The following is a 25,769-nucleotide window of genomic DNA, read 5'->3' on the forward strand; positions in this document are numbered from 1 at the left end:
ACATCCGAGGATCGATTTTTAAAGGGATTTTTCGCATTATGGAACACGACGTTATCGATGCTCTGGTTTCACCGGAAGGCCGCCTGGACGTGCTCTCCAAGACTGAAGTCAACAAATTGCTCGACACCAGCCAGGGCGGCCTGTACAACACGTTCCGCCGCTGCGCGCTGGCGGTGCTCAATTGCGGCAGCACCATCGACGATGGCCGCGCCTTGCTGGAACGCTATGAATCGTTCGAGATTTCGATTATCCAGCGCGAGCGCGGCATCAAGCTCGACATCAAGGGCGCGCCGGTAATCGCCTTTGTTGACGGCAAAATGATCAAGGGCATCCACGAGCATCTGTTTGCCGTGTTGCGCGACATTATCTTTGTCAGCGACGAAGTGACGGGCAACCCTAAATTCGACCTGCACAGCACGGAAGGCGTAACCGACGCCGTGTTCCATATCCTGCGCAACGCGAATGTGCTGCAAACCCAGCTGAACCCGAACCTGGTGGTGTGCTGGGGCGGCCACTCGATCAACCGCGCCGAATACAATTATTCGAAGGAAGTGGGCTACCAGCTGGGCTTGCGCGGCCTCGATATCTGCACTGGCTGTGGCCCGGGCGCCATGAAGGGGCCGATGAAGGGCGCCACCATCGGCCACGCCAAGCAGCGGCTGCACAACGGCCGCTACCTGGGCATTACCGAGCCGGGCATTATTGCCGCCGAATCGCCGAACCCGATCGTCAACGACCTGGTCATCATGCCGGACATCGAAAAACGCCTGGAAGCGTTCGTGCGCGCCGGTCACGGCATTGTCGTGTTCCCGGGCGGCGCCGGCACGGCCGAGGAAATTTTGTATATCCTTGGTATTTTGCTGCACCCGGAAAATGCCGAGATTCCGTTTCCGCTGATTTTCACGGGGCCGGAAACCTCGCGCGAATACTTCGTGCAAATCAACCAGTTCATTCACGACACCCTGGGCCCGGAAGCGCAGCAGCGCTACAAGATCATTATCGACGACCCGGAACTGGTGGCGCGGGAAATGCTGGAAGGCATCAAGCAGGTGCGTGAGTTCCGCAAGGCGCACAGCGACGCCTATTATTTCAATTGGCTGCTGAAAATTGACCACGAATTCCAGAAGCCGTTCCATCCCACGCATGAAAACATGCGTAACCTGAGCCTGCACAAGAACCAGCCGACCCACCTGCTGGCGGCCCAGTTGCGACGTGCGTTCTCGGGCGTGGTGGCCGGCAACGTCAAGGACGACGGCATCCGCTCGATCGAGCAATACGGCAACTTCGAGATCCACGGCGACAAGGACATCATGGGGCCGATGGACTCGCTGCTGGCCTCGTTCGTGGCGCAGCACCGCATGAAGCTGGCCGGCACGGCCTATGTGCCGTGCTATACCGTGATTCAATAGCAGCAACTGTGCGGGCGTGCTTATTATGTCGCATTGTGTGCACTTGTTACTTTTGGCTAGATTGTTTGCCTGCAATACGCTTTAATATTGCTCCACGCTAATGCTTTAACCGCATATCCTTATGCGGAAAAGTTTGGTGCAAGCCTTGGGGGCAATATCGTATGAAACTGGACAGGCTTACAATTGCAACACGTCTTGGCATGGGCTTCGGCCTGGTCGCCATGCTGCTGGTGGTGGTTATCGTGCTGGGGCTGAGCAGCATGCGCGACATGCAGGCGCGCATGGACGAGATCAGCAAGGTGAACGATGTTGAAACGCGGCTGGCGCAGGCCATGGACCTGACTGTCACCGAACGGGCGCTGGCCATGCGCAACCTGATTTTGCTGAAGGAAGCAAAGGAAATCCAGATCGAGGTCGACCGGATTACCGCGCAGGAGCGCAAATATGCCAAGGCGCAGGAACAATTGACGACGATGTTCGGCTCGCTGTCAGGCACGTCGAGCGAAGAAAAAGACCTGCTGGCACAGATCACCAAGCAGGCTGCGCTGGCGGCGCCCTTTATCGAGCGCGCCACCACGCTGGCGCGCGGACAGCAACAGGACGAAGCTTACAAAATACTGCGCTACGAATTCCGGCCGGTGCAAAAAGCCTGGTGGGAACAGATCCGCAAACTGATCGCCATCGAGGAAAAACAGAACGTTGAAGCGACGACGGCGGCGGCGGCGGCGTATGACAGCGCGCGCACGCTGATGCTGGTCACCGGCGCGCTTGCGCTGATCGCCAGCGCCGTTGCCGCGTTCCTGATCACCCGCGGCGTTACCCGCCAGCTCGGTTGCGAACCGGGCCAGGCTGCCGAGATCGCCAGCCAGATCGCTGCAGGCAACCTCGTCGTCCATATCGAGCCGCACGCCGGTGACAAGCACAGCCTGATGTTCGCCATGCGCTCGATGCGCGACAGCCTGGCGCTGATCGTCCGGCAGGTCCACAGCAGCACCGAATCGATCTCCACCGCCGCCGGCCAGATTGCCTCGGGCAATCTGGACCTGTCTTCGCGTACCGAGCAGCAGGCCAGCACGCTGGAGCAAACCGCGTCGTCCATGGAGGAACTGACCAGTACCGTACGCATCAATACCGAACACGCCCACAAGGCCAACGCCCTGGCTACATCGGCTTCCGATGTGGCTGTCAAAGGTGGCGCGGTGGTAGCGCAGGTGGTCGACACCATGGCCGCCATCGACGGTTCGGCGCGCAAGATCGTCGATATCATTGCCGTCATCGATGGCATTGCCTTCCAGACCAATATCCTGGCGCTGAACGCCGCAGTCGAGGCGGCGCGGGCAGGCGAGCAGGGTCGCGGCTTTGCCGTCGTCGCCACCGAGGTGCGCAACCTGGCCCAGCGCTCGGCGGCGGCGGCCAAGGAAATCAAGACGCTGATCAGCGATTCTGTCGACAAGGTGCAGGTCGGCAACCGCCTGGTCGAACAGGCCGGTTCCACCATGCACGAGGTGGTGACCAGCGTCAAGCGGGTGACCGATGTCATGTCCGATATCCTGTCGGCCAGCCAGGAACAGTCGTCCGGCATTGAGCAGATCAATATCGCCGTCACGCAGATGGATAATGTGACCCAGCAGAATGCCGCGCTGGTGGAGGAGGCTGCGGCCGCCTCGCAGGCCATGCAGCAGCAAGTCAGCAGCCTCAATGACGTGGTCAGCGTGTTCCAGATTGGCGCCGCTGCCAGTGCAACGCACGCGCCACGGGTTGCACTGGCGGCGACTGCGCCGCGCGCCCCGGCACAGCGCGCCATACAGCAGCGGGCTCCGGCGTCACGCGTGGTGGCAATGCGCAAGCCCGCCCTGGCCAAGGTGGCCAAGGTTGCTGAATCCGATTGGGAACAGTTCTGACACTGACCTGAAAGTCAACATGACAACGACAAGTAATACAGGTGATGCACAGGGTGGTGGAGCGCAGGTTTTCTGGCATGCCGGCCTGGTCAGCGCCGAAGAACGCCGCCTGCATGGCGGCCAGCGCCCCGCCACTGTATGGCTGACGGGCCTGAGCGGCGCCGGCAAGTCGACCCTGGCGTGCGCGCTGGAGCAGCGCCTGATACAGGCGGGACGTTCGGCCTGCGTGCTCGACGGCGACAATTTGCGGCTTCGCCTGAACAGTGACCTGGGCTTTTCGGCACAGGACCGCCAGGAAAACATCCGCCGCAGCGCCGAGGTGGCGCGCCTGATGAACGACGCCGGGCTGATTGTCGTGTGTGCATTTATTTCCCCGCTGCGGGCTGATCGCGATATGGCGCGCCGCATTATAGGCGAGGACAATTTTGTCGAGGTGCATGTCAGCACGCCGCGTACCGTGTGCGAAGAGCGCGATCCCAAGGGTCTGTACAAGAAGGCCAGGGCCGGACTGATCCCGGAATTTACCGGCGTCTCGGCGCCTTACGAGGCGCCGCTGCTGCCGGCACTGGCGCTCGATGGCGGCGCATTGTCGCTCGATGCGTGCTGCGAGCGCCTGTTGTCGCACCTGTCGCAGCGCCTGGCCTGAGCGCCTTCATCCCGAATCGAAGTTTCACTGAAAGCTGCCATGCTGCGTCCACGTCCTGTCATGATGATACCGCTGCGCCGCTGTGGCAGCCATGCGCTGCGCCTTCGGCTGAATATGTCGCCGCAGTTTTACGCTCCCTATCCGCTGCACATTGTCGACCTGATGCCCCTGCTGCCGCTGTATGGCGACCTGGCCAGCGATCATGCTTACTTCCGCCTGGTGGTCGACGTGATCGGCCTGCAGGCGTCCAGCATGGTCAAATGGCCGGACGTGGCGTTCGATCCGGTCGAGATCTTCGAGACGATCCGGTACCAGCCGCGCAGCGTGCACAGCATCGTCTGGGAGCTGCTGCAGCGCGCAGGGCAGCGCCGTGGTGCCAGCGTAGTGATGGACAAGTCGCTCGACAGCGTGCATTACGCCGACGAGCTGATGACACTTCATCCGGACATGCTGTTCATTAACATGGTGCGCGACCCGCGCGCCCAGGTCGCCTCGATGAACCGCGCCATTATCCACGATTTTGACACGCTGCTGAACGCGCACACCTGGGTAGCAGCGCATCGCGCCGCCGACCATGTAACGGCGCGCTATCCTGGCCGTGTGCTGACCATCCGCTACGAAGACTTCCTGTCGCAGCAGCAGGCGACGCTGGAACAGGTATGCCATTTCCTGGAGATCGAGTTTTTGCCCCGGATGACAGACATCGTCGCTTCCAGGGAGGCGCGCCAGCTGTCGCAGTTGTCGGCCTTATGGTCGTCGAACAGCCATGCGCCGATCACTGCCAATATCGACAAATTCAGGCAGCAGCTGTCGGACGAGGAAATCGCGGTGATTGAAACGCTGGCTGGCGACTATATGGAGCGCTATGACTATGAACGGCTGAGCTGTGGTGGCGGTAGTGCAATCTCGTCCGGGCCGCTCGCTGCGGCGCTGGAGCGCTCGAACCAGGGCAGAGAGCGGGCATGGCGCGAGCTGGAACAAAGCAATTTTCGCGATTTTGCGCTGCGTCGCTGCCGCGCCGACTATCTGGCGCAATTGCAGGCGCGCCTGGAGCGGCACGCGACACAGCCGGCATCAAACCTCGGCAGCAAGCTCGATGAGCTTGACCCCATGTCGTTCGAGGTAGCCGACTGAATCAGCAGGACAGGCCGGCGAGGTTGCCGGCCTGTCCTGCTGATTATTCCTCGCGGCGCAGGTGAGGGAACAGCAGCACGTCACGGATATTGGGCGAATCCGTGATGATCATCATCAGGCGATCGATGCCAATGCCGCAGCCGCCGGCTGGCGGCATGCCGTATTCCAGCGCACGGATATAGTCGGCGTCGTAGAACATCGCCTCTTCGTCGCCGGCATCCTTGGCGGCCACTTGGGCCAGGAAGCGCGCCGACTGGTCTTCGGCGTCGTTCAGCTCGGAAAAACCATTGGCGATTTCGCGGCCGACCATGAACAATTCGAAACGCTCGGTAATGCCGGCCACCGTGTCGGAGGCGCGCGCCAGTGGCGACACTTCAACCGGGTAATCGATGATGTACGTCGGCTCCCACAGCTGGGCTTCCGCCGTTTCTTCGAACAGCGCCAATTGCAGTGCACCCAGGCCGGCGGTGGCGAACGGTTTGACGCCGAATTTCTTCAGTTCTTCCTTGATAAAGGCGGCGTCGTTCAGCTGCTGCGTCGTGTAGTGCGGCGCATACTTGTTGATGGCGCCGACGATGGTCAGGCGGTGGAACGGTTTTGCCAGGTCCAGTTCGCGCCCGCCGTAAGTCAGGGTGGCGGTGCCGTGGGCGTCGATGGCGGCCTGGCGGATGACCGCTTCGGTAAAGTCCATCAGCCATTTGTAGTCGGTGTAGGCCGCGTAGAATTCCATCATCGTGAATTCAGGATTGTGACGGATCGACACGCCTTCGTTGCGGAAGTTGCGGTTGATCTCGAACACGCGGTCAAAGCCGCCCACCACCAGGCGTTTCAGGTACAGCTCGGGTGCGATGCGCAGGTACATTTCCATGTCCAGCGCATTGTGGTGCGTGACAAACGGTTTTGCCGCAGCGCCGCCAGGTATCGTGTGCAGCATCGGCGTTTCCACTTCCATGAACTCGTTCTTCTCCATGAAGCGGCGGATCGACGAGATGGCCGCGGTACGGGCCTTGAAGGTGCGGCGCGTCTCTTCGTTCATGATCAGGTCGACGTAGCGCTGGCGATATTTCGTTTCCTGGTCGGCCAGGCCGTGGAATTTGTCCGGGAGCGGGCGCAGCGACTTGGTGATCAGGCGCAGTTGCGTGACCTTGATGGTCAGCTCGTCGGTCTTGGTCTTGAACAGGGTGCCCGTCACGCCCAGGATATCGCCCAGGTCATAGTGGTGCAGGGCGGCCATGGCTGCTTCGCCGGTCAGGTCCAGCGTGGCGTAGATCTGGATGCGGCCGTCGGCCTTCGCGCCCGAGGCGTCCTGCAGGGTGGCGAACGCGGCTTTCTTGCCCGCTTCGCGTTTGAGCATCATGCGCCCGGCCAGCACCACGCTAACAGGTTCGGCTTCCAGCTCTTCGCGCGTCTTGCTGCCGTATTGCGCGTGCAGATCGGCCGCCTTGTTTTCAGGGCGGAAATCGTTCGGGAAGGCGATGCCTTGTTCGCGCAGGGCGGCCAGCTTGACGCGGCGCTCGGCGATGATCTTGTTTTCATCGGGGGCGGCGGCTTGTTCTTGGATGTCCGTGGTCATGATTGTGGTCTGTTCTTGTTGATTAAATGGGGTTGGCCATGGCCGGCGTGCTGGCAAACAATGCGTCGAGATCGAGTTCGGAAAAATCGGCGGCGATGCAGATCACATTGTCGAATTCGGCAAATGCCGAGGCGGGCAGGGTGGTGGTCAGGACCACCGCGCGCATGCCGGCGCGGCGCGCCGCTTCCACGCCCAGCGGCGCGTCTTCGAAGACGATGCAGTCGGCCGGCAGTACGCCAACTTTTTCTGCGCCGGCCAGGAAGACGTCCGGGTTCGGCTTGCCGCGCGCAACGTCGCCGGCACCGACGATGGCGTCGAACTTGCTGCGCAAGTTGAGGCCATCGAGCGTGAAGACGATGTTTTCATTGGGCGCGGCAGTACCCACCACCAGCTTGACGCCGGCAGCGGCGGCCCTGGCGATCAGCGCGTCGAAGCCCGGCACGGTGGCCAGGTGCGGTGCATACAGTTCGCGGTACAGTGCTTCCTTCTCGGCGTTCAGGGTGACATGGTCGACATCTTCGCCCAGGTAGCTGCGCATGATTTCATGGCCCTGGCGTCCTGCCGTGTCGAGGAAAAACGCATCCGGGTCGATCACAAGGCCGCGGCGCCGGAAAAACTCCAGCCACGACTTGGTGTGGAAGGCCATGTTGTCGACGATGGTGCCGTCCATGTCAAAGATCAATGCACGCTGGGAATTGGTCATCTGTGAAGTCAACTTTTATACGCCTTGTTTCAGGGAAGCGGAAATAAACTCGTCGATGTCGCCATCGAGCACGCCCTTGGTGTTGCCGGTCTCAAAACCCGTGCGCAAGTCCTTGATGCGGGACTGGTCCAGCACGTAGGAACGGATCTGGTGGCCCCAGCCCACGTCGGTCTTCGAGTCTTCCAGCTTTTGCTGCTCGCTCATGCGCTTGCGCAGTTCGTGTTCGTACAGCTTGGCTTTCAGCATTTCCATCGCTTCGGCGCGGTTGCGGTGCTGCGAACGGTCGTTCTGGCACTGCACCACGATGCCGGTCGGCGCGTGCGTCATGCGCACTGCGGAGTCGGTTTTATTGATGTGCTGACCACCGGCACCCGAGGCGCGGTAGGTATCGACGCGGATATCGGCCGGGTTGACGTCGATCTCGATCGAGTCATCGACTTCCGGGTACACGAACAGCGAAGTGAACGAGGTATGGCGGCCATTGGCCGAATCGAACGGGGACTTGCGTACCAGGCGGTGTACGCCGGTTTCCGTGCGCAGGAAGCCATAGGCGTGATCGCCCTCGACTTTCAGCGTGGCGGTCTTGATGCCGGCCACTTCGCCGTCGGATTGTTCAAGGATCTCAACCTTGAAGCCCTTGCGTTCGCAATAGCGCAGGTACTGGCGCAGCAGCATCGAGGCCCAGTCCTGGGCTTCGGTACCGCCGGCACCGGCCTGGATGTCGATGAAGCAGTTGTTCGGGTCCATCGGATTGTTGAACATCCGGCGGAACTCCATGCTTTCGATGACCTTCCGGATTTCTTCCACGTCGACTTCGATCGCTTCGAGCGTCTCGTCGTCGCCTTCTTCGCGCGCCATGGCGAACAGGTCCTTGGTATCGCTCAGGTCGGCGTCCGCCTTGGTCAGGGTAAAGACGATCGCTTCAAGGGCCTTCTTCTCTTTACCGAGATCCTGGGCGCGCTTGGGATCGTTCCAGACGGTAGGGTCTTCCAGTTCTTCGTTGACTTGCTCTAGTTTCTCCGACTTGACAGTGAAGTCAAAGATACCTCCGAAGTTCGGCTTCGCGGACAGTCAGGTCAGCGAGCAGGGCGGAGATGATATTGATGCGTTCGGCTTCCATGATTTTGGTCTTTTAGTAGTGTAATCAAACCTCACATTATACGCTACAGCGCACACAAGCCGGGCTTCACGTGGCGGTACGCAGGAATTAATCGTGCGTAATCAAGCCGATGCTGGTTACGCGATCGATACGTGGGAAAGTGCGGGAAAGTGCGGGAAAGTGTGCAGATATGTGGCGGTGCGCAGATATGTGGCGTTTACATGCAAGGCAGGTAATATTTTGCCCGATGCGCGAAGCAGCTGGGCAATCAGGACAATGCGACAGAACTGCCTTGCCACGATGGCAGGCATGCTGTGCAAGCTTCAGATGGTTTCTTTGGTCGCCAGTATCATCACATGCTCCTTGAGGATTACTCCTTGATGATCACCAATGTATACCCCTGTCCGGGCAAAAGCAATTTGCCCGGCACGGCCAGTACCCAGCGCAGATAGCCGTCGGTATCGGCGACCGGATCGTCATTGGCCATTTCGATGCTGTCATTGATAAAACGTATGTGATAACCGTCGCTGATGCGCGTCTTGATCACCGCGCCATTGATGAAACGCGTGAGGGTGGCGTTGATGAATGGTTCGCTGTGCATATTCTGCTCGCTCCTGAATGCCCGTTCCAGGCGCGCGCTGCCGGTATGGGGATTGATGTGCTCGGTCAGGTCCAGCGTCAATTTCATGCTGCGTGGACTATGGGGCACTACCTGGAAGTCATACGTGGCAAAGGTTTTGTCATTGATGCGCAGCCAAAGCAGTTTGGTGGGCCCATCGCCTTCGATGGTCTGGACGAATACCGGCTGTTTGCGCTTGGGCGCGAGCAAAATGTCGGCTTTCAGGGTATTGCTCACGCTGCCCTCGCCGTCTGCCTGGACTTCGATATCGATGAACTTTCGATAGAGATCCATCATCAACCTTCCTGTGGTGTGCCGGTTCGCCGTGCTGGGGGTCAACAGCTGGGGTGCGTCGATTGTCTGCAAGGGGAGCGGCGCGTATGATAGCCAGTTTTACCTATTCTGCCCCTGCCATGTCGACTGCCTTGCGCCTGCTCATACTCCCGATCGCACCCGTCCTGCTGGCAGCCTGCAGCACCTTGCCTGCTGCCACCCCGGCCGGCAGCACCGCTACCCTGGCGTTGCTGGAAACGACGGACTTGCACGCCAATGTGCTCAGCTATGATTATTACAAGCTGCAGGCCGAGCCCTCGATCGGCCTGGAACGCACGGCGGCCCGGATCGCGCAGGCACGTACGGAGTTCCCGAACAACCTGCTGTTCGACAATGGCGATACCATCCAGGGCACGGCGCTGGCCGATTACCAGGCGCTGGTCAAACCGCTGGCCTGCGACGAGACCCTGGCCATTTACAAGGCCATGAATTTGCTGAAGGTCGATGGCGGCGGCATCGGCAACCACGAGTTCAATTACGGCCTGGCTTACCTGAGCCAGGTGACAGGCAACCGCTTCGACGTCGACAGCGTCGATGCGGCCAAACCGCGCTGCGCAGGGCCGCAGTTTCCCCAAGTGCTGGCCAATGTCTACAGCGTGAAAAGCGGCAAGCCGCTGTTCGCGCCGTACCACATCATCGACAAGCAGATCACGGCCGTGGGCGCCGATGGCAAAGCCATCACCAGCACCGTAAAGGTCGGCATCATCAGCTTTGCGCCGCCCACCATCATGTCGTGGGACAAGCGCTGGCTGGAAGGGCGCGTGTATACCCAAGGCGTGCGCGAGACGGCGGAAAAATTCATCCCGGAAATGCGCGCCAGGGGTGCCGAGCTGGTGGTGGCGATTTCGCACGGTGGCCTGGACAACAGTCCTTACTCGCCGACCATGGAAAACGGCAATTATTACCTGTCGCAAGTGCCGGGCGTGGACGCCATGCTGATCGGCCATTCGCACCAGCTGTTCCCGAACGCGACCAGCAGCGTGCCGCAATTTAACTTGCCTGGTGTCGACAAGGTCAAAGGCCTGGTCAATGGCGTGCCGACCGTGATGGCCAATCTGTGGGGCAAGCACCTGGGCGTAATCGGCCTGCGCCTGCGCCATGACGGCAAGCAATGGGTGATCGACAAGTCGCAAACGACGGTCGAAGCGCGCGGCATCCAGAACGCCGACAAGAGTTACGTCCAGGCCGATCCGGCAATCGCCAGGCTGGTTGCCGCCGAACATGCGGCCACCATCGCCTATGTGCAAACGCCAGTCGGCTCGACGGACTTCCGCATGTCGACCTATTTTGCCGACGTGGGCGATATCAGCGCCATCGAAGTGGTGAATCAGGCCCAGGCCGGCTACCTGGCCGCCTATGTCAAAGCCAATTTGCCGCAGTATGCCAACTTGCCGGTGCTGTCGATGTCGTCGCCATTCAAGAGCGGCTCGGCCGGCGTCACCGATTACACCGATGTCAAAGCCGGCAATGTGGCGCTTAACAATGCAGCCGACCTGTACCTGTATCCGAACGCGCTGTACGGCGTCAAGATGACGGGCGCGCAACTGAAGGACTGGCTGGAACACTCGGCCCGGCGTTTCAATACCATAGACCCGGACAAGACGGCGCCGCAGGAGCTGATCAATACAGCCCACCCCAGCTACAATTTCGACACCATCACCAGCAAGGACGTCGGCTACGAGATCGACGTGACGCAGCCGCCCGGCCAGCGCATCAAGAGCTTGAGCTACCAGGGCAAACCGGTGGACATGCAGCAGGAATTTTTGATTGCTACCAATAACTACCGCGCCAGCGGCGGCGGCAATTTCCCTGGCCTGGACGGCAGCAAAACGGTGCTGGCCTCGCCCGATAACAACCGCGACTTGCTGATCGCCTATGTCACGCAAGAAAAAAACCTGACGCGCGCGAAAAACGGCGCTGCGCGCAGCTGGCGCTTTGCCAGGGTCGCCACCCGGGGCCCGGTAGTGTTCCATACGGCGCCGAAGGTGCTTGAGCTGGCGAAGGCGGCCGGCATCGACAATGTGACCCTGTTGCAAGCCGATGATGGCACCGGCAAGGGCTTTGCGCTGTACCAGCTCGACCTGTCGAAGTGAGCTTCAAGGCTGTTCTGGTCGCCTTGATGCTGATCGCCGCTCCCATGGCTGACGCCCTGGATGCGGCTGCGCAAGTGGACCAGGCCAAGGCCCTGATGCGCTCGGGCGAGGCGGGTGGTCCACAGGCGCGAGTACTGTTCGAACAGGCCGCTGGCGAGGGTAGCGGCGCAGCGGCCTATTATCTGGGGCTGATGCTCAAGAATGGCATGGGTGGCGAACAGGACAGCACTGCCGCCTTGCGCTGGCTGGAACTGGCAGGGGAGCGCCAGGTGGCGCCGGCCATGTTTATCGCGGCCAACATGCTTGCCAGCAGCGATCCAGCCAGGGCGCGCCAGTGGCTCGACGCCGCCTGCGCGCTGGAATACCCGGAAGCCCTGATGCAAAAAGCCATCGCCTTGCAGGAAGGAACGATGGCTTATGCGCCGGACCAGAAACAGTCGGCCTTGTATTTCAGGATGGCGGAACACGCGATGGGGCACCGCCAGCCGGAGCCGTAATCAGCTTGCCGGCTCGTCTTTCTTCGGCTTGCTGCGCAGGCCGGCGGCCGCTTCCACCAGCGCTACCGGGTCGCGCGACAAGATCGCCGCGCCGAGGTCGACCAGCTTGGCTGCCGTGTCGATGCCAGCCTTGATATCGGTGATGCGCTTGAGCCTGGCCTTGCCCTTGGCTATCGCCTGTTCCAGCTCGCGGCTTGCCTGCCGCGCGTCTTCGGTGATCAGATAAATGCCATAGGCGCGAAACAGCGACACCAGCATGTCCAGGTGGTCTTCATGTTTTTCCAGCAGCACCTGCTCTTCCTCGGACAGGCTGGCGCGCTGGTGGATACGCAATTCCAGTATCAGGCTCGAGGCCTGGGCCAGACTGTCGGCGATGGCGTAGGTTTCTTCTTTCGTCAGTGCATGGGGCGTGGCCATAAGGTTCTCCGGTTATTACCAGCGCGAGGGTGAGGGCAGGGCGGCCTGGCGTTCCAGCCTTGCCACGCGCTGCGCAAAGGTGTCGAGCTGTGCCTGCCATTGCGGATCCTGCGCATTCGCGAGGTGGGTGGCCAGTCCGGCCAGGCTTTGCTGCATGGCGTCGATCGCCTGCGCATAGGCGGTGGCGGATTCCTGCCGCTGGGCCAACTGCTTGCGTTCCTGATACAGATGGGTGCCGACATAGTTGGCGGCCAACGGTTCCGTGCCCGCCATGGCGCCGACGGCGCCGCGCAACTGGTCCACTTCACGCGCTTCCTCGCGCAGATTGGGCAGGTGGATGCGCAGCGCGTACTCCTTTAATGCATTGCTGGTGATGGTGATGGCCTCCTGGTGCGCCAGCAGCTCGCGCAGGCTGGCCTGTTGCATGCGCTGCGTCGCCAAGGTGCTCATGTATTGCGCCAGTTTCATCACCACCGACAGTTGGCTGGCGTCGAGCAGCGGCGCGCCTCCGCCTGGCTGTTCCAGCCCTTGCAGCGCATCGCCCAGTCCCTTGAACTGCTCCTTGTAAGAAGGCAGCTTGCCATCTGCCGTGTCCACCAGCACCTTGCCGTAGGCAACCAGCACGTCGTTGAGCGCCACCAGGCGCGGACTCATCTTTTCTTCCATGGCGCAGCGCTGGCGCGCCGCCTGTTCGCTGGCCTGCGCGTCAAAACGCGTGGCCATGATCAGTTGCCGGCGCATGGCCTTGGCGATGCAGCTGTCGGCCGCACCCGCCAGCATGGGGTGGGCCGCCGCAGACAGCTTTTGCGTCTGTTCGCCTACGCTGCGCACGGATGCCAGCTTGCTGGCGCAGCCGCTCAGGAACAAGACTGCCAGCAGGCCGATAAAGACCAGGCGGGACGAAAAAAAGGCGGGATGTCGCATAAGGCCTCCAGGTGGAAAAAACCTGCGCACGCGCGCTGGCATGGCCGACCTTAGCATAGCCGCGCGGCATCACTTTGCGCCAGATCAGTTCGTTTGAAGGGCTTGCCTATGCCAGTTTTGCTGCACAGATTCCTTACAAAATACTGACAGCGATTCTGGAAATATGTTGTTTTTGATATGCTGCGACGCGTCATATGTAGTTGTTGCTGGTGCCACATTACTACCCTACAATGATTTATCGATGGGGCGGTTATCCAGCGTACGACTATAAGAATAAGTGGCTTAAAAACGTTGTATCAGAGGAGATGACAATGAAGTTCAAACAGAAATTGCTCGTGGCAAGTTTGGTGTTGGGTTTCTCGCAAGCGGCCGTGGCAGCCGACCCCATCAAGATCGGCGTGTCCGGTCCGTTCACCGGCGGCTCGGCGCCGATGGGCGTGTCGATGCGTGACGGCGTGAAGCTGGCCGTGGCGGAAATCAATGCCAAGGGCGGCGTGCTGGGCCGTTCGCTGTTGCTGATCGAACGCGACGACGAAGCCAAGAACGAACGCGGCGTGCAGATCGCCCAGGAACTGATCAACAAGGAAAAAGTCGCCGCCACCGTTGGCTATATCAACACCGGCGTGGCGCTGGCCTCGCAGCGCTTCTACCAGGAAGCCAAGATTCCCGTGATGAACAATGTGGCTACCGGCTCCATCATCACAAGGCAATTTGCCGATCAGCCTGAAAACTATATCTTCCGCAACGCCGCCAGTGACCAGATCCAGTCGCACATGATCGTCGAGGAAGCCGTCACGCGCCGCAATTTCAAGAAAGTGGCGATCCTGGCCGACTCCACCAACTACGGCCAGTTGGGTCGCGAAGACCTGGAAAAAGCGCTCGACAAAAAAGGCCTGAAGGCGGTGGTGGTCGAGAAATACAATATCAAGGACGTCGACATGACGGCCCAGCTGTTGAAGGCGAAACAGGCCGGCGCGGAAGTGGTGCTGACCTACGGCATTGGCCCGGAACTGGCGCAGATCGCCAACGGCATGGAAAAACTGGGCTGGAAAGTGCCGCTGATCGGCAGCTGGACCCTGGCCATGGGCAACTTCATCGACAATGCCGGCAAGAACGGCAACGGCACGCGCATGCCGCAAACCTTTATCCAGGATGCCAGCACACCCAAGCGCAAAGCCTTTATCGATGCCTATGTAGCCACCTACAAGCCGTCCGGCGGGCGCATGCCGTCGGCCGTGTCGGCTGCGCAAGGCTACGATTCCATCTACCTGCTGGCGGCCGCCTTCAAGCAGGCAGGCGGTACGGACGGCCCGAAAGTGCGCGCCGCACTGGAAAACCTGACGGAAAAAGTGGAAGGAGCTGTCACTACCTACAATAAACCGTTCAGCAAGACCGACCATGAGGCGATCACCGCCGACCTGACCGTATTTGGCGAAGTCAAGGATGGCAAGGTCGTCCAGGCGAAATAAGCACACCTCGGCTAGACCTGCCCTGTGGCCAGCCTTGATTGATTCAAGCCTGGCCATTCGTTTATCGTCCGTCGGCAGCTGCCAGGCTGCCGCCACACGGGGAATACCATGGAAATCTTCCTGCAGCTAGTGTTTAGCGGCGTAGCATTGGGCATGATTTATGCCGTCATCGCCTTCGGTTACCAACTCACCTTTGCCACGTCCGGCACGCTCAATTTCGGCCAGGGCGAATCCCTGATGCTCGGCGCGCTGGTCGGCCTGTCGCTGGTGGGCAGCATTCACGGCGGCCCCTACATGAGTTATCTGCTGATGATCCCCATCGTGATCGCCTTCGGTGCGCTGCAAGGCGTGTTCGTCGAGTGGATCGGCGTGCGCCCGGCGATCAAGATCAAGTCCGAATTCGGCTGGATCATGTCGACCATCGCGCTGGCCATCATCTTTAAAAACGTGGCGGAAAATATCTGGGGCAAGGATGATCTGATGTTTCCCTCGCCGCTCAGTTCCGCGCCGTTCCAGCTGTTTGGCGCCAACGTGCAGCAGATGCAGGTGGCCGTGATTATCGGCGCGCTGGCCATCATGCTGGCGGTCGAGTTGTTCAACCGCAAGTCGATCTACGGCAAGGCTGTGGTGGCCACCGCCAACGACCGCGATGCAGCTGGTCTGATGGGCATCAATACCGGCATGGTGATCACGTTTTCGTATGCGCTGTCGTCCGCCACGGCCGCGTTCGCCGGCGTGCTGGTCGCGCCATTGACCCTGACCGGCGCCACCATGGGCGCTTCGCTGGGCCTGAAAGCGTTCGCGGTGGCCATTATCGGCGGACTGACCTCGGGCATGGGCGCGATAGTCGGCGGCCTGATCCTGGGCATCGCCGAGACCACCACCGGCTACTACATCTCCACCGGCTTCAAGGAAGTACCGGGCCTGCTGCTGTTATTGCTGGTGCTGGCCATCAAGCCGTCCGGCCTGTTCGGCAAAGCCGCGATCAAGAAAGTCTGAGGGAACCATGAACAATTTCACCAAGCTGGCACTGTCTGTCGCCGGGCTGGCCGTGCTCGCGCTGTTTCCGGTCGTCATTCCCAACCCCTATTACATCCATCTGGCCGAGACCATTTTGATCTACGCCATCCTGCTGTTCGGCCTCGATATCGTGGTCGGCTACACGGGCCAGGTGTCGCTCGGCCACGCCGGCCTGTTCGGTATCGGCTCGTATGCCACCGGCGTGCTGGTGTTCAAGCTGGGCCTGCCATTCTGGCTGGCCATGCCGGCCAGCATCTTCGGTGCGGCCGTGTTCGGCGCCATCCTGGCCTTGCCGGCCCTGCGCGTGACCGGGCCCTACCTGGCGATGGTGACCCTGGCCTTCGGCACCATCGTGCAAATCCTGATCAATGAAATGAGCTTCCTGACGGAAGGCCCGATGGGCATCAAGATCCACAAGCCGTCGATGTTCGGCCATAAACTGTCGGAGGTCGAGTATTACTATATGGTGGCGGCGCTGATGGTGATCTCGCTGATCGTGGTGCACCGCATCCTGAAATCGAACCTGGGGCGCGCCTTCGAAGCGCTGCGCGACAGCCCGATCGCGTCCGACTGCATGGGGGTGTCGGTGTACCGCTACAAGGTGTATGCGTTTGTCATCAGCGCCGGTTTCGCCGGCCTGGCCGGCAGCCTGTATGCGTATTCGGAAGAATATATTTCGCCGAATACCTACAACTTCGAGCTGACGATATTGTTCCTGCTGGCCGTGATCATGGGCGGGCGCAAGACGCGTTCCGGTTCATTGATCGGCGCGCTGATTGTCGTGATGCTGCCCAGCCTGCTGTCGGACATCGAACTGTTCCGCAAGATTGCGGTGGCTGCCGCGGTGCTGGGCGTGATCGGATCCGTCTTTATGCTGGCAAAGAAACGCAACACCGTGCGTGGCGTGATCGTGCCGGTGGTGGCCACCATTGGCCTGGCCGCGTTTTCTTACAAGCTCGACAATATGGTCGACTGGCGCCTGACCATCTTCGGCCTGATGACCCTGTTTGTCGTGTACTACCTGCAGGACGGCATCGTTGGTTTCCTGATGAGCTTTGTCGGCAAGGGCCGGCGCCATGTACAGGCCGTGGCCGCCAGCGGCGTGGCGCCATTTGCCCAGCTTGGCCCCGCGCAAGGTGGCGCTCAAGGTGCGACACTGTTGCGGGTCGACCAGGCCTTGATGCAGTTCGGCGGCCTGAAAGCGCTGAACCAGGTCGACCTGAACGTCACGCAGGGTTCCGTCCACGGCCTGATCGGGCCGAACGGCTCGGGCAAGAGCACCATGATGAATGTGCTGACCGGTATCTACAAGCCGACCGCCGGCAAGGTGGAATTTGCCGGCGCCGTGATTTCCGGACGCACGCCGTCCGAAATCGCCCTCGGTGGCGTGGCGCGGACCTTCCAGAATGTGCAATTGTTCGGCGAAATGACGGCCACCGAAAACGTGCTGGTGGGCTTGCACAACACGTTTCAGTCGAATGTGCTGGACGTGATGCTGCAAACGCCGCGTTACCGCCGCGAAGAAAAGGCGGCGCGCGCGCGGGCCGCCAGCATCCTGGAATTCGTCGGCCTGGCGGACCTGGCCAACGAAGAGGCGCGCAACCTGCCGTACGGCAAGCAGCGGCTTCTTGAAATCGGCCGCGCGCTGGGGCTCAATCCACGCCTGCTGCTGCTCGATGAACCAGCCGCCGGACTCACCGCGCCCGATATCAAGGAGTTGATGGCGATTATCCGCAAGATCCGCGAGCACGGCATCACCATTATCCTGATCGAGCACCATATGGACGTAGTGATGGCCTTGTCCGACGTGGTGACAGTGCTGGACTTCGGCCAGAAGATAGCCGAAGGCATCCCGAGTGCGGTGCAGAGCGATCCGAAAGTGATCGAAGCCTACCTGGGCGGCAGCGACGAAACCCTGGCCACCGCCCCACTGAGAGGAACACCATGCTGACCATTAACAATTTGCACGCCGCCTACGGCAAAGTGGAAGTGCTGCACGGTATTTCCCTGGAAGTGCCGAAAGGCAAGCTGGTAACCCTGATCGGCTCGAACGGTGCCGGCAAGACCACCACCATGCGCGCCATTTCAGGCATGATCAAACCGAGGTCCGGCAGCGTTACCCTGGGCGGCAAGGACGTGACGGGCCTCGACTCGCACCGAATCGCGCGCGCCGGCCTGGCCCATTCGCCGGAAGGGCGGCGCGTGTTTGCCTCGATGTCGGTCACCGACAACCTGCTGCTGGGCGCCTTTCCCCGCTTTACCAGGGCGCGCCCCAGGGGCGATATCAAGCGCGACCTGGAGAAGGCACTGGAACTGTTTCCGCGCCTGAAAGAGCGCCAGCACCAGCTGGCCGGCACCTTGTCCGGCGGCGAGCAGCAGATGCTGGCGATGGCGCGCGCCGTGATGCTGAACCCGGAAGTGATTTTGCTGGACGAACCGTCGATGGGCCTGGCGCCCATCCTGGTCGAGGAAGTGTTCCGCATTATCACGCGCCTGAAGAGCGAAGGCGTGACCATGCTGCTGGTGGAGCAGTTCGCCGCCGCCGCCCTGAACGTGGCCGATTACGGCTATGTGCTGGAAAACGGCAGCATTTCGGTACATGGCCCGGCCGAAAGCCTGAAAACCGATCCCAAGGTGATCGCGGCGTATCTGGGCGGCGGGCATTGATGCGGGTGACATGCCGCTGGCTTTAGCTTGTTAAATCCTCTACACTGCGCGCTCCTTCCCGCAGTGTAGAAATCTTCCCATGCGCAGCACGCCCCGGTATCGCCCCCTGTTTTTTTTGCTGCTCTCAGGCATGGCCTGCGCCGACGATGGCGCGCTGCAAAAAGTCGAAGTGTCCGGCGCCAGCGGCACCGCGCAGCGCGAAGCCGACACGGCCGCCAGAATCATCGTTGGCCGCGACGAAATCGGCCAGTATGGCGACAACAGTCTTGCCGCCGTATTGAAGCGCCAGCCCGGCGTATCAGTGGTCGGCAACGAGGTACGCATGCGCGGCCTCGGCGCCGGCTACACGCAGATCCTGATCAACGGCGACCCGGCGCCACCGGGTTTTTCCATCGAGGCCATGGCGCCCGAGATGATCGAACGCATCGAGATCATGCGCAGCGCGACGGCCGAATACAGCATGCAGGCGGTGGCCGGCAGCATCAACCTGGTGCTGCGCAAGGGTGCCAGCCGTCTTGAGCGCGAATGGAAACTGGGCAGTGGCCGGGTCGACCAGCGCTGGAACCCGACCGCTTCGCTGCGCCTGGCCGACAAATCGCATGGCTTTGCCTATGCGGTCACGGGCGCGCTGGACCGCACGGCGGATGATACCTCGCCACTCACCACCGAGCGCACTGTAGGCCCGCAGGGCCAGGCGCTGGCATTGCGCCGCATGCAGGCGCGCAATGCCTCGTCCGTCAACAAGGCCAGCCTGAGTCCGCGCCTGAACTGGACGCTGGACAATGGCGACAGCGTCACCTGGCTGACTCTGCTGGACTGGTATCGCACCGGTTTTGACGGCTGCTCGCGTGAAACGCTGGTGCTGGGGCCTGCCAGCGACTATCCACACAACGCCGTCACTTCGCAGGCCAGCATTTTTTCGGCGCGCAGCGATGCCAGCTGGACGCATTCGTTCGGTACGGCCGGCAAGCTGACTGCCAGGCTGGCCCTCAACCATAACCGGCGCGACACGGACTACGCGTTCCAGGGCAGTGGCAGCGATGAAGTAGCGCTGCTGCTGCGCGCCGTGGTGTCGAACGCCATCGACGACAGCGTCACCAGCAGTGGCAAATACCTGGCGCGGCTGGGGGCAGGTCATGCCCTGAGCGTGGGCTGGGATGGCAGCGCTATCCGCCGCAGCGAAGCGCGCCACCAGCGCGACAGTTTCCTTGCCGGTGGCCAGCCGTATGCGCTTGATGAAGACTATGTTGCCAACGTCGGCCGCCTGGCCATCTTCGCGCAGGATGAATGGGACATGACGCAGCAACTGCAGCTGTACGCAGGCATGCGCTGGGAGGGCCTGCGCACCGCCACCGAAGGACGCACCCTGCCGCAGGTGCGTACGGAGTCTAGCGTGTGGAGCCCGGTGTTGCAAATGCTGTGGAAGCTGCCCGGCACCGCGCGCGACCAGGTGCGCCTGGCGCTGGCCCGTACCTACAAGGCGCCCGCCACGCGCAACCTGGTGCCGCGCCGTTATACCGTCAACAATGCCAACAGCGCAACCAATCCCGACTTCCAGGGCAACCCTGCGCTGCGTCCGGAACTGGCGTGGGGACTCGATGCGGCCTATGAACATTATTTCGGCAAAAGCGGCGTGGCCAGCGTGTCGTCATTCGTGCGCCGCATCAGCGACGTGACCGTGCAACAGCTGGCCTTGCAGAACGGAGTCTGGATCACCAGTCCGTTCAACAACGGCGTGGCGCTGGTGCGCGGTATCGAGATGGACCTGAAGTTACCCTTGCGTACCTGGTTTGCTGCGGCACCCGAGATAGACCTGCGCGCCAACGCGGCACGCAACTGGTCGAGCGTCGAGGCGGTGCCTGGGCCAGGCAACCGGCTGGCCAGCCAGGTACCGGCCACCGTCAACCTGGGCCTGGACTACCGGCTGTCGCCCTTGACGAGCATGGGCGGCAACCTGAACGTGCAGACGGCTGGCTGGGCGCGGCAGGATGCGCAGGCCGGCACTTACACCAGTGTGCGCCGCACGCTTGATGCCTATGCACTGTGGCAGCCCGATGGCAACACGCGTGTAAGGCTGTCGCTGGCCAATTTGCTGCATCAGCAGCAGGTGCAGGGCTTGTCGTATGCCGATGCGGATGGTCGCCGCGACAGCATGACGGCGACACCAGGCAGCCTGTCGCTGCGGCTGATGCTCGAGCGCAATCTGTAGCGTCAGTGCCTGGTGGGTTTATCCTGCTGCACCAGGATAAACGGGCTGACGACGACTGCCCACAGCGAGGCATCGGCCGTCTGCCAGGCCAGTGCCTGCTGGTCCGATACCTTGGCCAGCTGGCCATCGGCCATCCACTGGGTAATGGTCGATTTGTCGTCGTGCGAGATGCGTACGGCGACCTCGACCAGGTCGAGCTCGTTGGCGATCCACACCACATTGCCTTGCGCAAAATGCTTTTCCAGCTCGCGCCAGGGCAGTCGGGCTGTTTCGCTGTTGACTTTGAGGCGCAGGTCGGTGTCTTTTTCAGGGTTGGTTTGCATGCGAATAATCTGGTGTTGATGAGAAAATGCTGGCCCGCTAGATGGTTTCGATCTTTGGTGCGGGCATACCCTGCCATGTTAGCCGATAGGTCGGGCCTTTGCGAACATTGCCCACCAGGGCGGGGCGAAAACAGGCCAGGTTGGTGCCTGCTGCGCGCCGCGTGCTGGGGAAAATCACGCCCATCGAGCCTGCGTCCAGCAGCTTGGCGGCCAGTTCCTGCGAGGCAATATAGCTGGCCGGATCCAGGCAAGCCTTGAAACGCGGCTGGCCGCGCAGGTCGTGGAAGGTGGCGGAAAAATCGGCCAGCAGCGACTGGTAGCTGACGCTGTCGGTGAAATAGTCGATCTCCTGGTATTCCACCGTCTTGTGGAAAACAATCTCGGCCAGTGCTGTTTCCATATCGAAGGCGCAATACCAGGCGCCCCGTTCGCTGTCGTTGAAACGCGCCCCTTCCGGCCGCGCATAGGTAAAGGCGGCATTGATGATGCGAAAGTTTGGCACGCCAAACACCAGTTCGTCCACCCCTATGCCCGGCGTGCCGCCGTACTCGGCGATCAGGCGTGCATTGGTGGCGTTGTCGAGTTCGAACAGTTCGGCCAGGTGATCATTATCCTCGGCCAGTGGCGCCAGCACCGAGTCTTCCATGTCGGCAAAGCGCGAGGGGATCAGGCGGCAGGTATCGACCTGCCGCAGCGGCGAGCACGGCGGCAGGCCGCCAGGCATGGCGCGCGCCACCGTTACAACCCACCGCGCCGCGCGTCGAGCAGCTTCCTGACAGTCTGCATGGCCAGCAGACCGCCGGCCAGCATCTGCGACAAGGGCGTGCGCCCGCCAAAGATGGCGTTTTTGTTCGGCAGGCTGACCCATTCGTCGGCCAGCTGGTCGCCATACAAAATGTGCAGCGCCTTGTAGATGCCAAGCAGGTAGGAAATGCGCGTGATGCGGTCCACTTCCAGCAGCCGGTCCGGGTTCTTTTTCCATTCATACCAGGCACTGCTCGACAAACCGCCCAGCAACTCGCGCGCATCGTCGTCGCGCAGCTTCCAGGCAGCGGCCAGCCTGAAAAAACCTTTCAGCGCCGCCTGCGACAAGCGCTCGCGTTCAGCCTTGGCGTTCAGGTCGACCAGCACCGCCGGTTCGAAGCGGCTCTTGGGATAGGCATAGGCTAAATTCATGATGACTCCTTTTATGGACTTATATTACTCCATTTTAGAGAAATATGTCGCTGCCGTTCCAGTGTGCACATGAAAAGCTGTTATGCGTCAAAAAATACCATTCCCGCATAGGGTTCCGCTTGGCATGCGGCCAGGCGAGCGACCAGGCTGCCCACATGTGCTTCCAGCTGATGGCCGTCCGGGTCGAGAAAATACAGCGAATCGCCTGCGCTGCGATTCTGCTGCCATTCCGGCACGCCGGCGGCACGCAAGCGCGCAGCGAAGCTTGCGAAGTCGGCGGGCTCGATGGAAAAAGCGTAATGTGTATAAGTTTGCCTGGCGCCTGATGCTGTAGCTGCCTGTTCATCCAGCGTCAGGCACAGCCACAACTCTCCTGCTGACAGATAAGCCCCCCTGTCCCAGCGCGCGCGCAGGCGCAGGGCGAGGGTGCCGTGATAGAAATCCAGGCTGCGATCAAGGTCGCGTACGGCCAGGGTGAGATGGTTCAAGCCGGTCAGCATGGGTGTTTGGCAACTTTCCTTGGCTATTCAACTCAAGCTTGAGATAAGGTAAAAGACCGTCGCCGCCATCAGGCCGGCTCCGCATGCTCCACCATCAATTGCACCTTGGTCGTACCGTTGTATTCATTCGCATCGAGCCGGAACGCTACCCGCGTGCGTTCCCCCAGCGCATCCGTATGCCCGAACCAGATGGCGTCGAAGCGCACGCCGTTCTTTTCCAGCAGCAGTTTCAGATGGCGTTCCTTGAGGATGCGCTGGCTGACGACGCGGAATTCATCGCAGAATACGGGCGGCGCAAAACCCTGGCCCCATACCTGGCCATCCATCAGCTCGATAAACGCGGTGGTGTAATAGGCGTCTTCCAGCGGGCCGTCCGTTTCCACCACGCGTTCGAGCTGCTGCTGGCTCAGCCAGGCCTGGCCGACCGCTTCGAAGGCCTTGGAAAACGCGTCAAAGGCGTCGGCGCGGATGGTCAGGCCGGCCGCCATCGCGTGGCCGCCGAACTTGTCGATCAGGCTGGGCGCGCGCTTGGAGACCAGGTCGAGCGCGTCGCGCAAGTGAAAACCTGGAATCGAGCGGCCCGAGCCCTTGATCCAGCCGTCGGCGCCGGGTGCGAAGGTAATCGTCGGGCGGTAGAATTTTTCCTTCAGGCGCGAGGCGACGATGCCGATCACGCCCTGGTGCCACGATGCATCGAAGACGCTGATGGTGCTGCTGTTGGCCGGCTCGAAGTCGTCCAGGTGCAGCAGGGCGGTATCCTGCATTTCCGCTTCGATCTCGCGGCGTTTCAGGTTGATGTCGTTCAGTTGCTGGGCCAGCGTCCAGGCGCGGCCCTCGTCGTCGGTGATCAGGCATTCGATGCCGAGCGACATGTCCTGCAGGCGCCCGGCCGCGTTCAAACGTGGACCCAGCGCAAAGCCCAGGTCGAACGGCGTGGCGCTGCGCGCTTCACGGCCGGCCACGCGGAACAGGGCGGCGACGCCTGCATGCATATTTCCCTTGCGCATGCGCTTGAGGCCCTGCGCCACCAGGATGCGGTTGTTGGTATCGAGACGCACCACGTCGGCCACCGTGCCCAGCGCCACCAGGTCGAGCAGGCTGTCGAGCTTCGGTTGCGTTTGCGCATCAAAAATACCGCGACGGCGCATTTCCGCGCGCAAGGCCAGCAGCACGTAAAACATCACGCCCACGCCGGCCAGGTGTTTCGACGGAAAGCCGCAAGCAGGCTGGTTCGGGTTGACGATCACGGCGGCGTCGGGCAGGGTGTCGGCCGGCAAGTGATGGTCGGTGACGACCACCTGGATGCCGCGCCGGTTCGCTTCGGCCACGCCGTCGATGCTGGCAATGCCGTTGTCGACCGTGATGATGATGTCGGGCGCCTTTTCGCGCGCGGTCAGCTCGACGATCTCGGGTGTCAGCCCATAGCCATATTCAAAACGGTTCGGCACGATAAAGTCGACCTGGGCGCCCATCGCGCGCAAGCCGCGCAGGGCGACTGCGCAGGCGGTGGCGCCGTCGCAGTCATAGTCGGCGACGATTACCATGCGTTTGTTGGCGGCGATGGCATCGGCCAGGAACACGCCTGCTGCATCGACATGCAGCAGGCCGGCCGGTGGAATCAGGTCCTTCGCTTCAATCGACAGTTCCCTGGCGTCGGACAGGCCGCGCGACGCATACAGCCGGGCCAGCACGGGGTGGATGCCGTCCTGGCGCAGCAGTTCGGATTCACGGTACGGGCAGGGGCGGGTTGCGATGCGGGTGCGGGTCATGATGTGCTCAATGTGTTCAGGGTGTGGGCGCGCCAGAATTTGCGCTGCGCATGCTTGCTGGTGGTGCAGTCCAGCCAGCCGTCGCGATGACTCAATACCAGGCGCAGCTGGCCCAGCCGGCCCTCTTTCAGGGCCGCCAGCAGCGGCGCAAACCAGTGCTGTTCCAGCTCCTGCATCTGCGCCAGCCAGGTGCCCCAGTCCTGCGCCATGGCCGGTCCGACCAGGCCGGCATGCACCACCAGCGCATCGGCCGGGCTGGCGATGATCGCTGCAGGCGCCGCATCGCGGCGCGACGGTTCGGCCAGCGCCGACAGCCAGCCGGGCGCAGCGCTCACATGCAGTGCGCTGGCGCAGGTGGAAGGCTTGGGTTCGGCCGCGCCCCACAGCCAGTAGCCGTTGACGGCTTTCAGGCCGCGTGCCTCGCGCGCTTCGTTGACCGGGTGTTCATGCCACAGCATCTGCACTTCGTTTTGCAGCCGGCGCGAAGCGCGCGCATGCTCGCCGTCGGGCATCCAGTCTGCCAGGTTCTGGCTGGCGGCCGCGTCCGGCGAGGCGCAGCGCAGATCGGTCCAGCCATCGGCGCGCATGAACCAGGTATGGGCGTCGCCGTAATACAGGGGCTGGCCCAGGCCGTCGAAATACGGGCGGGCCAGTTCGAACAGGGTACGGCTGTCGGCTTCGCTCAGTTGCAGCTGGCGCATATCGTCCATCGTCAGGTGCTTGCGCGTTATTTCGATATGCACGGGATGGATCAGGAAGTAGCGCGCGCCCGCTTCCTGTGCCAGGCCGAAGCCGCGCATGGCCGCCGCCGCGAACGGTGCTGCGGCCTCGTCGCTGCTGGCGCTCGGCGCCAGCTCGAGCGCGTGCGCCAGCCAGGCTTCGTGCGGCAGCAAGCGGGTGGTGCCGTCAAATTCATGCACGGTGGAGCTTAATGTGCGCGAGATCAGGGCAGCGAGGGCCGGGGTTTGCAGCGCCTTGATCAGGTCGCCAGCGAGCGCGGCATGCGGCAGGCCAAAGGGAAGAGCGAGGGTAAGTTGATTCATGCCGAGATTGTAGGCCATTGTGGCCTGCTGCGAGAAGCGCGCGGTATTTTTAGGCTATGTCACCGAAAAAAGTGGGAACGATCTGAACTTGCCGACGTCTAACTGAACAGAATTCTTCTTTCAGGAGGCGATCATGCACCCAGTTCAATGGCAGACGTTTATCGCACAGTTCTCGCAATTGTCGCAGCGCCAGCGCCTGGCCGGCATCGCACTGTTGCAGGGCAGCACCGGGCAGGATGCGGCGA

At 61.6% G+C, this 25,769-nt stretch carries 23 protein-coding genes; 11 read left to right on the forward strand and 12 right to left on the reverse strand.

Translation table 11 applies throughout. The features are described from left to right. Positions 1 to 38 precede the first annotated feature (38 nt). From ppnN to ACQ4WM_RS21440, 4 genes are all read left to right on the forward strand, one after another. Complete coding sequence (ppnN, locus tag ACQ4WM_RS21425; protein ID WP_436548669.1) at positions 39 to 1,409, forward strand: nucleotide 5'-monophosphate nucleosidase PpnN; 1,371 nt, start codon at positions 39 to 41, stop codon at positions 1,407 to 1,409. Between the two features lie 161 nt (positions 1,410 to 1,570). After that, a complete protein-coding gene (locus tag ACQ4WM_RS21430) occupies positions 1,571 to 3,310 on the forward strand; it encodes a methyl-accepting chemotaxis protein (protein ID WP_436548670.1) in 1,740 nt (579 codons plus the stop codon). Between the two features lie 19 nt (positions 3,311 to 3,329). Then, positions 3,330 to 3,956 (forward strand): adenylyl-sulfate kinase, encoded by a 627-nt coding sequence (cysC, locus tag ACQ4WM_RS21435; RefSeq protein ID WP_436548671.1) that lies wholly within the window; start codon positions 3,330 to 3,332, stop codon positions 3,954 to 3,956. A gap of 39 nt (positions 3,957 to 3,995) precedes the next feature. After that, entirely contained in the window at positions 3,996 to 5,090 is a 1,095-nt protein-coding gene (locus ACQ4WM_RS21440) for a sulfotransferase family protein (RefSeq protein WP_436548672.1), read from the forward strand. Positions 5,091 to 5,133: 43 nt separating this feature from the next. Here ACQ4WM_RS21440 and lysS read toward each other — a convergent pair whose 3' ends face one another. The 4 genes from lysS to ACQ4WM_RS21460 form a co-directional block, all read right to left on the reverse strand. Continuing rightward, complete coding sequence (lysS, locus tag ACQ4WM_RS21445) at positions 5,134 to 6,663, reverse strand: lysine--tRNA ligase (protein WP_436548673.1); 1,530 nt, start codon at positions 6,661 to 6,663, stop codon at positions 5,134 to 5,136. Between the two features lie 22 nt (positions 6,664 to 6,685). Continuing rightward, positions 6,686 to 7,366 (reverse strand): HAD family hydrolase, encoded by a 681-nt coding sequence (locus ACQ4WM_RS21450; RefSeq protein WP_436548674.1) that lies wholly within the window; start codon positions 7,364 to 7,366, stop codon positions 6,686 to 6,688. 15 nt (positions 7,367 to 7,381) lie between these two features. Then, positions 7,382 to 8,486 (reverse strand): peptide chain release factor 2 gene (gene prfB / locus ACQ4WM_RS21455; protein ID WP_436548675.1). Its coding sequence is split into 2 segments (ribosomal slippage): positions 7,382 to 8,404 and positions 8,406 to 8,486, totalling 1,104 coding nucleotides; the frame shifts between segments, so codons are not numbered across the junction. A gap of 349 nt (positions 8,487 to 8,835) precedes the next feature. Then, entirely contained in the window at positions 8,836 to 9,381 is a 546-nt protein-coding gene (locus ACQ4WM_RS21460) for a hypothetical protein (RefSeq protein WP_436548676.1), read from the reverse strand. Between the two features lie 116 nt (positions 9,382 to 9,497). Between ACQ4WM_RS21460 and ACQ4WM_RS21465 the strand changes: the two genes are divergently transcribed. Further along, positions 9,498 to 11,510, forward strand: coding sequence for a bifunctional 2',3'-cyclic-nucleotide 2'-phosphodiesterase/3'-nucleotidase (locus ACQ4WM_RS21465; protein WP_436548698.1), 2,013 nt, complete (start codon positions 9,498 to 9,500; stop codon positions 11,508 to 11,510). Between the two features lie 44 nt (positions 11,511 to 11,554). Next, positions 11,555 to 12,007 (forward strand): SEL1-like repeat protein, encoded by a 453-nt coding sequence (locus ACQ4WM_RS21470; protein ID WP_436548677.1) that lies wholly within the window; start codon positions 11,555 to 11,557, stop codon positions 12,005 to 12,007. Here the strand turns inward: ACQ4WM_RS21470 and ACQ4WM_RS21475 are convergent, their stop codons facing one another. Next, positions 12,008 to 12,424, reverse strand: a complete 417-nt coding sequence (locus tag ACQ4WM_RS21475; RefSeq protein ID WP_436548678.1) for a hypothetical protein — start codon at positions 12,422 to 12,424, stop codon at positions 12,008 to 12,010. Between the two features lie 15 nt (positions 12,425 to 12,439). Continuing rightward, on the reverse strand, positions 12,440 to 13,348 hold the full coding sequence (locus ACQ4WM_RS21480; RefSeq protein ID WP_436548679.1) for a hypothetical protein: 909 nt from the start codon (positions 13,346 to 13,348) through the stop codon (positions 12,440 to 12,442). Positions 13,349 to 13,659: 311 nt separating this feature from the next. On the opposite strand from ACQ4WM_RS21480, the gene ACQ4WM_RS21485 reads away from it, so the two are divergent. The 5 genes from ACQ4WM_RS21485 to ACQ4WM_RS21505 all read left to right on the forward strand — a co-directional run bounded on the left by ACQ4WM_RS21485 (position 13,660) and on the right by ACQ4WM_RS21505 (position 20,713). Beyond that, complete coding sequence (locus tag ACQ4WM_RS21485) at positions 13,660 to 14,817, forward strand: ABC transporter substrate-binding protein (RefSeq protein ID WP_436548680.1); 1,158 nt, start codon at positions 13,660 to 13,662, stop codon at positions 14,815 to 14,817. Positions 14,818 to 14,925: 108 nt separating this feature from the next. Next, on the forward strand, positions 14,926 to 15,816 hold the full coding sequence (locus tag ACQ4WM_RS21490; protein WP_436548681.1) for a branched-chain amino acid ABC transporter permease: 891 nt from the start codon (positions 14,926 to 14,928) through the stop codon (positions 15,814 to 15,816). Positions 15,817 to 15,823: 7 nt separating this feature from the next. Further along, positions 15,824 to 17,788, forward strand: a complete 1,965-nt coding sequence (locus ACQ4WM_RS21495; RefSeq protein ID WP_436548682.1) for a branched-chain amino acid ABC transporter ATP-binding protein/permease — start codon at positions 15,824 to 15,826, stop codon at positions 17,786 to 17,788. Continuing rightward, entirely contained in the window at positions 17,782 to 18,504 is a 723-nt protein-coding gene (locus ACQ4WM_RS21500; RefSeq protein ID WP_436548683.1) for an ABC transporter ATP-binding protein, read from the forward strand. Before ACQ4WM_RS21495 ends, ACQ4WM_RS21500 begins: the two co-directional genes overlap by 7 nt. A 79-nt stretch (positions 18,505 to 18,583) precedes the next feature. After that, positions 18,584 to 20,713, forward strand: a complete 2,130-nt coding sequence (locus tag ACQ4WM_RS21505) for a TonB-dependent receptor plug domain-containing protein (RefSeq protein WP_436548684.1) — start codon at positions 18,584 to 18,586, stop codon at positions 20,711 to 20,713. Between the two features lie 2 nt (positions 20,714 to 20,715). Here ACQ4WM_RS21505 and ACQ4WM_RS21510 read toward each other — a convergent pair whose 3' ends face one another. The 6 genes from ACQ4WM_RS21510 to ACQ4WM_RS21535 all read right to left on the reverse strand — a co-directional run bounded on the left by ACQ4WM_RS21510 (position 20,716) and on the right by ACQ4WM_RS21535 (position 25,524). After that, entirely contained in the window at positions 20,716 to 21,036 is a 321-nt protein-coding gene (locus ACQ4WM_RS21510) for a DUF2288 domain-containing protein (RefSeq protein WP_436548685.1), read from the reverse strand. 37 nt (positions 21,037 to 21,073) lie between these two features. Continuing rightward, complete coding sequence (locus tag ACQ4WM_RS21515; protein ID WP_436548686.1) at positions 21,074 to 21,760, reverse strand: RES family NAD+ phosphorylase; 687 nt, start codon at positions 21,758 to 21,760, stop codon at positions 21,074 to 21,076. Positions 21,761 to 21,774: 14 nt separating this feature from the next. Then, positions 21,775 to 22,212: an antitoxin Xre/MbcA/ParS toxin-binding domain-containing protein gene (locus ACQ4WM_RS21520; protein ID WP_436548687.1), complete on the reverse strand. Its 438-nt coding sequence runs from the start codon at positions 22,210 to 22,212 to the stop codon at positions 21,775 to 21,777. Between the two features lie 80 nt (positions 22,213 to 22,292). Next, positions 22,293 to 22,712, reverse strand: coding sequence for a fosfomycin resistance glutathione transferase (gene fos, locus ACQ4WM_RS21525; protein WP_436548688.1), 420 nt, complete (start codon positions 22,710 to 22,712; stop codon positions 22,293 to 22,295). 68 nt (positions 22,713 to 22,780) lie between these two features. After that, entirely contained in the window at positions 22,781 to 24,481 is a 1,701-nt protein-coding gene (gene recJ / locus ACQ4WM_RS21530; RefSeq protein ID WP_436548689.1) for a single-stranded-DNA-specific exonuclease RecJ, read from the reverse strand. Continuing rightward, a complete protein-coding gene (locus tag ACQ4WM_RS21535) occupies positions 24,478 to 25,524 on the reverse strand; it encodes a hypothetical protein (RefSeq protein WP_436548690.1) in 1,047 nt (348 codons plus the stop codon). Before ACQ4WM_RS21535 ends, recJ begins: the two co-directional genes overlap by 4 nt. Positions 25,525 to 25,769: the final 245 nt, after the last annotated feature.

This window comes from Janthinobacterium longum, assembly GCF_051380735.1.
Lineage (GTDB): Bacteria > Pseudomonadota > Gammaproteobacteria > Burkholderiales > Burkholderiaceae_D > Janthinobacterium.